At 55.3% G+C, this 5,735-nt stretch carries 3 rRNA genes; all 3 read left to right on the plus strand.

Features of this window, described 5'->3' with window-relative positions:
* Positions 1-378: 378 nt before the first annotated feature.
* A 16S ribosomal RNA gene (locus tag LRP59_RS11945) occupies positions 379-1,903 on the plus strand.
* A 215-nt stretch (positions 1,904-2,118) separates the two neighbouring features.
* Positions 2,119-5,200 (plus strand): 23S ribosomal RNA (locus tag LRP59_RS11950).
* A gap of 108 nt (positions 5,201-5,308) precedes the next feature.
* A 5S ribosomal RNA gene (rrf, locus tag LRP59_RS11955) occupies positions 5,309-5,425 on the plus strand.
* The 16S, 23S and 5S rRNA genes sit together here, the layout of an rRNA operon.
* Positions 5,426-5,735 lie beyond the last annotated feature (310 nt).

Below are 5,735 nucleotides of genomic sequence, written 5' to 3' on the forward strand. Positions count from 1 at the left end.
TTTCCGGGCTGCTGCTTTGGTGGTGGTGTGGTTGGCTGGTTCTGCTGGCTGGTTCTGGGATCGTGGTTTTGTGGTTTCGGGGTTGGTGTGGTAGGGTTGGTCGGGTCGCCTTATGATGGTTTCTGCATGGTTTGTGTGGGGATTGTTGTGGTGGGTGTGATGTTTGAGAACTCAACAGTGTGTCTTTGATAGTCAATAGTTTTTGATGCATCTGTTTGTTGTGGATGTGTCGGATTTGTTTATGATTCCTTTGTGATTCTGGACATGTGACTGAATATTTTTTTGGTTAGTGTTTGGGGTTAGTGTATTGGATTCTTCGTGGTGTCACTGTTGCCTGTGTGCGTGCTGTGTGTGCGTGTGTGGGTGGGTGATATTTTTTCATTGGAGAGTTTGATCCTGGCTCAGGACGAACGCTGGCGGCGTGCTTAACACATGCAAGTCGAACGGAAAGGCCCTGCTTTTGTGGGGTGCTCGAGTGGCGAACGGGTGAGTAACACGTGAGTAACCTGCCCTTGACTTTGGGATAACTTCAGGAAACTGGGGCTAATACCGGATAGGAGCTCCTGCTGCATGGTGGGGGTTGGAAAGTTTCGGCGGTTGGGGATGGACTCGCGGCTTATCAGCTTGTTGGTGGGGTAGTGGCTTACCAAGGCTTTGACGGGTAGCCGGCCTGAGAGGGTGACCGGCCACATTGGGACTGAGATACGGCCCAGACTCCTACGGGAGGCAGCAGTGGGGAATATTGCACAATGGGCGGAAGCCTGATGCAGCAACGCCGCGTGCGGGATGACGGCCTTCGGGTTGTAAACCGCTTTCGCCTGTGACGAAGCGTGAGTGACGGTAATGGGTAAAGAAGCACCGGCTAACTACGTGCCAGCAGCCGCGGTGATACGTAGGGTGCGAGCGTTGTCCGGATTTATTGGGCGTAAAGGGCTCGTAGGTGGTTGATCGCGTCGGAAGTGTAATCTTGGGGCTTAACCCTGAGCGTGCTTTCGATACGGGTTGACTTGAGGAAGGTAGGGGAGAATGGAATTCCTGGTGGAGCGGTGGAATGCGCAGATATCAGGAGGAACACCAGTGGCGAAGGCGGTTCTCTGGGCCTTTCCTGACGCTGAGGAGCGAAAGCGTGGGGAGCGAACAGGCTTAGATACCCTGGTAGTCCACGCTGTAAACGGTGGGTACTAGGTGTGGGGTCCATTCCACGGGTTCCGCGCCGTAGCTAACGCTTTAAGTACCCCGCCTGGGGAGTACGGCCGCAAGGCTAAAACTCAAAGGAATTGACGGGGCCCCGCACAAGCGGCGGAGCATGCGGATTAATTCGATGCAACGCGTAGAACCTTACCTGGGTTTGACATGGATCGGGAGTGCTCAGAGATGGGTGTGCCTCTTTTGGGGTCGGTTCACAGGTGGTGCATGGCTGTCGTCAGCTCGTGTCGTGAGATGTTGGGTTAAGTCCCGCAACGAGCGCAACCCTTGTTCACTGTTGCCAGCACGTTATGGTGGGGACTCAGTGGAGACCGCCGGGGTCAACTCGGAGGAAGGTGGGGATGACGTCAAGTCATCATGCCCCTTATGTCCAGGGCTTCACGCATGCTACAATGGCTGGTACAGAGAGTGGCGAGCCTGTGAGGGTGAGCGAATCTCGGAAAGCCGGTCTCAGTTCGGATTGGGGTCTGCAACTCGACCTCATGAAGTCGGAGTCGCTAGTAATCGCAGATCAGCAACGCTGCGGTGAATACGTTCCCGGGGCTTGTACACACCGCCCGTCAAGTCATGAAAGTTGGTAACACCCGAAGCCGGTGGCCTAACCGTTGTGGGGGAGCCGTCGAAGGTGGGACTGGTGATTAGGACTAAGTCGTAACAAGGTAGCCGTACCGGAAGGTGCGGCTGGATCACCTCCTTTCTAAGGAGTTTTTGTGAGTGGAATGTTGGCGTCCTGCCTGTGATGGGTGGGGTTGGGGGCATGCTGTTGGGTTGTGGGGTATCACATGTGTGGTGGCCTGTGCGGTGCTGTGTTGCGTGCGTGTGTGCGTGGTGTGGTGTTCGTGTGGTGGTTGAGAACTGTATAGTGGATGCGAGTATCTTTATTGTTGTATGTGTTTGTGCGACGTGGTGTTGTGCAAAGTTGTGTAGTGCGATCGGTGGATGCCTTGGCACCAAGAGCCGATGAAGGACGTTGTGACCTGCGATAAGCCCTGGGGAGTTGGTGAGCGAGCTGTGATCCGGGGGTGTCCGAATGGGGAAACCTGGAATGTCCGGAGTAGTGTCCGGTGGCCCTGCCCTGAATGTATAGGGGTGTGGGTGGTAACGCGGGGAAGTGAAACATCTTAGTACCCGTAGGAAGAGAAAACAAGTGTGATTCCGTGAGTAGTGGCGAGCGAAAGCGGAGGAGGCTAAACCGTGTGTGTGTTCAAGCCGGCAGGTGTTGCATGTGCGGGGTTGTGGGGGCCTTGTGGTTCTGCTGCCGCAGGATTGGCCAGTGAGAAATGTTGCGTGAAGGTGAAGCGTCTGGGAAGGCGTACCGGAGTGGGTGAGAGTCCTGTAACTGTAAGCGTGGCACTGGTGTGGGGTTGCCCCGAGTAGCGTGGGACTCGTGGAATTTCGCGTGAATCTGGCGGGACCACCCGTCAAGCCTAAATACTCCTTGGTGACCGATAGTGGATGAGTACCGTGAGGGAAGGGTGAAAAGTACCCCGGGAGGGGAGTGAAAGAGTTCCTGAAACCGGTCGCATGCAAGCCGTCAGAGCCTGTGTGGTGATGGCGTGCCTTTTGAAGAATGAGCCTGCGAGTTAGTGATGCGTGGCGAGGTTAACCCGTGGTGGGGGAGTCGTAGCGAAAGCGAGTCCGATAAGGGCGTGAGTCGCGTGTTCTAGACCCGAAGCGGTGTGATCTATCCATGGCCAGGATGAAGCGTCGGTAAGACGTCGTGGAGGTCCGAACCCACTTCAGTTGAAAATGGAGGGGATGAGTTGTGGATAGGGGTGAAAGGCCAATCAAACACCGTGATAGCTGGTTCTCCCCGAAATGCATTTAGGTGCAGCGTTGCGTGGTTCTTGTTGGAGGTAGAGCACTGGATGGTCTAGGGGGCTTATCGGCTTACCGAAATCAGCCAAACTCCGAATGCTGGCAAGTGTAGCGTGGCAGTGAGACGGCGGGGGATAAGCTTCGTCGTCGAGAGGGAAACAGCCCAGATCATCAGCTAAGGCCCCTAAGTGGTGACTCAGTGGGAAAGGATGTGGAGTTGCGTAGACAACCAGGAGGTTGGCTTGGAAGCAGCCATCCTTGAAAGAGTGCGTAATAGCTCACTGGTCAAGTGATTCCGCGCCGATAATGTAGCGGGGCTTAAGTTATCCGCCGAAGCTGTGGCAACCTGTGTGGTTGGGTAGGGGAGCGTCGTGTCAGTGGTGAAGCTGCCGGGTGACTGTGTGGTGGAGTTGATGCGAGTGAGAATGCAGGCATGAGTAGCGTGTGACGGGTGGGAATCCCGTCCGCCGATTATCCAAGGGTTCCAGGGTCAAGTTTGTCTGCCCTGGGTGAGTCGGGTCCTAAGGCGAGGCCGACAGGCGTAGTCGATGGGTAACCAGTTGATATTCTGGTACCGGCTTGTCACCGTCCGTGTCGAGGTGTGTGATGCTAAGCATGTGAGCTTGTCTTGGGAGTGTTTTTGATGCTTCTGGGGTGGGTGAGTGTGTGAACCGATCATGTAGTAGGCAAGCTGCGGAGGGACGCAGTGAGGTAGCTCATCCCCGGTGATGGTTGTCCGGGGCTAAGTGTGTGGACTGTCTGGTAGGTAAATCCGCTGGGCGTGAAGGTTGAGGCATGATGGGGAGCCCACGGTTGTGGGTGAGTGAGTGATCCTGTACTGTCGAGAAAAGCTTCGTGAGCGAGGTGGCGGGTCCGCCCGTACCCTAAACCGACACTGGTGGATAGGTAGAGTATACCGAGGCGATCGAGTGAATCGTGGTGAAGGAACTCGGCAAAATGCCCCCGTAACTTTGGGATAAGGGGGACCTGAGCTGTCGTGCACCCGTGCGGTGTGGTGGCGGTGAGGGGCGCAGAGTCCAGGGGGAAACGACTGTTTACCAAAAACACAGGTCCGTGCGAAGTCGTAAGACGATGTATACGGACTGACTCCTGCCCGGTGCTGGAAGGTTAAGGGGAACTGTGAGTGTGATGCGTAGCGGTGAACTTAAGCCCCAGTAAACGGCGGTGGTAACTATAACCATCCTAAGGTAGCGAAATTCCTTGTCGGGTAAGTTCCGACCTGCACGAATGGAGTAACGATTTCCCTACTGTCTCCACCATGAACTCGGTGAAATTGCATTACGAGTAAAGATGCTCGTTACGCGCAGCAGGACGGAAAGACCCCGGGACCTTTACTATAGTTTGGTATTGGTGATTGGGACGGTTTGTGTAGGATAGGTGGGAGACGTTGATGCGGCCACGCTAGTGGTGGTGGAGTCGTTGGTGAAATACCACTCTGATTGTTCTGGTTATCTCACTGTGGACCGTGATCCGGTTCAAGGACAGTGCCTGATGGGTAGTTTGACTGGGGCGGTCGCCTCCTAAAGGGTAACGGAGGCGCCCAAAGGTTCCCTCATCCTGGTTGGTAATCAGGTGGTGAGTGTAAGTGCACAAGGGGGCTTGACTGTGAGACTGACAGGTCGAGCAGGGACGAAAGTCGGGACTAGTGATCTGACGGTGGCTTGTGGATGCGCCGTCACTCAACGGATAAAAGGTACCCCGGGGATAACAGGCTGATCTTGCCCGAGCGCTCATAGCGACGGCATGGTTTGGCACCTCGATGTCGGCTCGTCGCATCCTGGGGCTGGAGTCGGTCCCAAGGGTTGGGCTGTTCGCCCATTAAAGCGGCACGCGAGCTGGGTTCAGAACGTCGTGAGACAGTTCGGTCCCTATCCGCTGCGCGCGGAGGAATCTTGAGAAGGGCTGTCTTTAGTACGAGAGGACCGAGACGGACTGACCTCTGGTGTGCCAGTTGTTCTGCCAAGAGCATGGCTGGTTGGCTACGTCGGGTTGTGATAACCGCTGAAAGCATCTAAGCGGGAAGCACGCTTCAAGATAAGGGTTCCCACAGGTGATCCTGGTAAGGTCCCCGAGAGATGATCGGGTTGATAGGCCAGACGTGGACGCATCGTAAGGTGTGGAGCTGACTGGTACTAATAGACCGAGGACTTTCATTAACACCATACGCGTGTGTACGCGTGACTCGTATCCACTATACGGCTCCCAGCCCCTTCACGGGTTGCGCCGTTTATTATATATGTTCTACTGTATGGTTTTCAGGTTTTCCGGTGGCCATAGTGGAAGGGAAACACCCGGTCCCATTCCGAACCCGGTCGTTAAGCCTTCCAACGCTGATGGTACTGCACGAGGGATCGTGTGGGAGAGTAAGACGCTGCCGGAATACCTTATACTTTTTCCCCCTTTTTTTTGGGGGAAGGAATGTGTGTGGGTGTATCACCCTCCAGCCAGCCTGGCTGGAGGGTGATACACCCACACACGCATACCCACGCATATCCCTAGGCCCCAGCCAGACAGTCACAGACTATAGGTCGCATTATTGGCCCGGGTGTAGGGGAATACGAGTGGCCTGGTACTACACCATTGATCCATGTGTAGCCATGCCACGTGGGAGGCATGGCTAGCATGTCCTAACACTCGCTAATAGTACCTGCCTAGCGTGTGCTATCACTACAACACTAGCCAAACACGAC

The sequence above is a fragment of the Cutibacterium sp. 37298 genome (genome assembly GCF_023838685.1).
GTDB classification, from domain to species: Bacteria; Actinomycetota; Actinomycetes; order Propionibacteriales; family Propionibacteriaceae; genus Cutibacterium; species Cutibacterium acnes.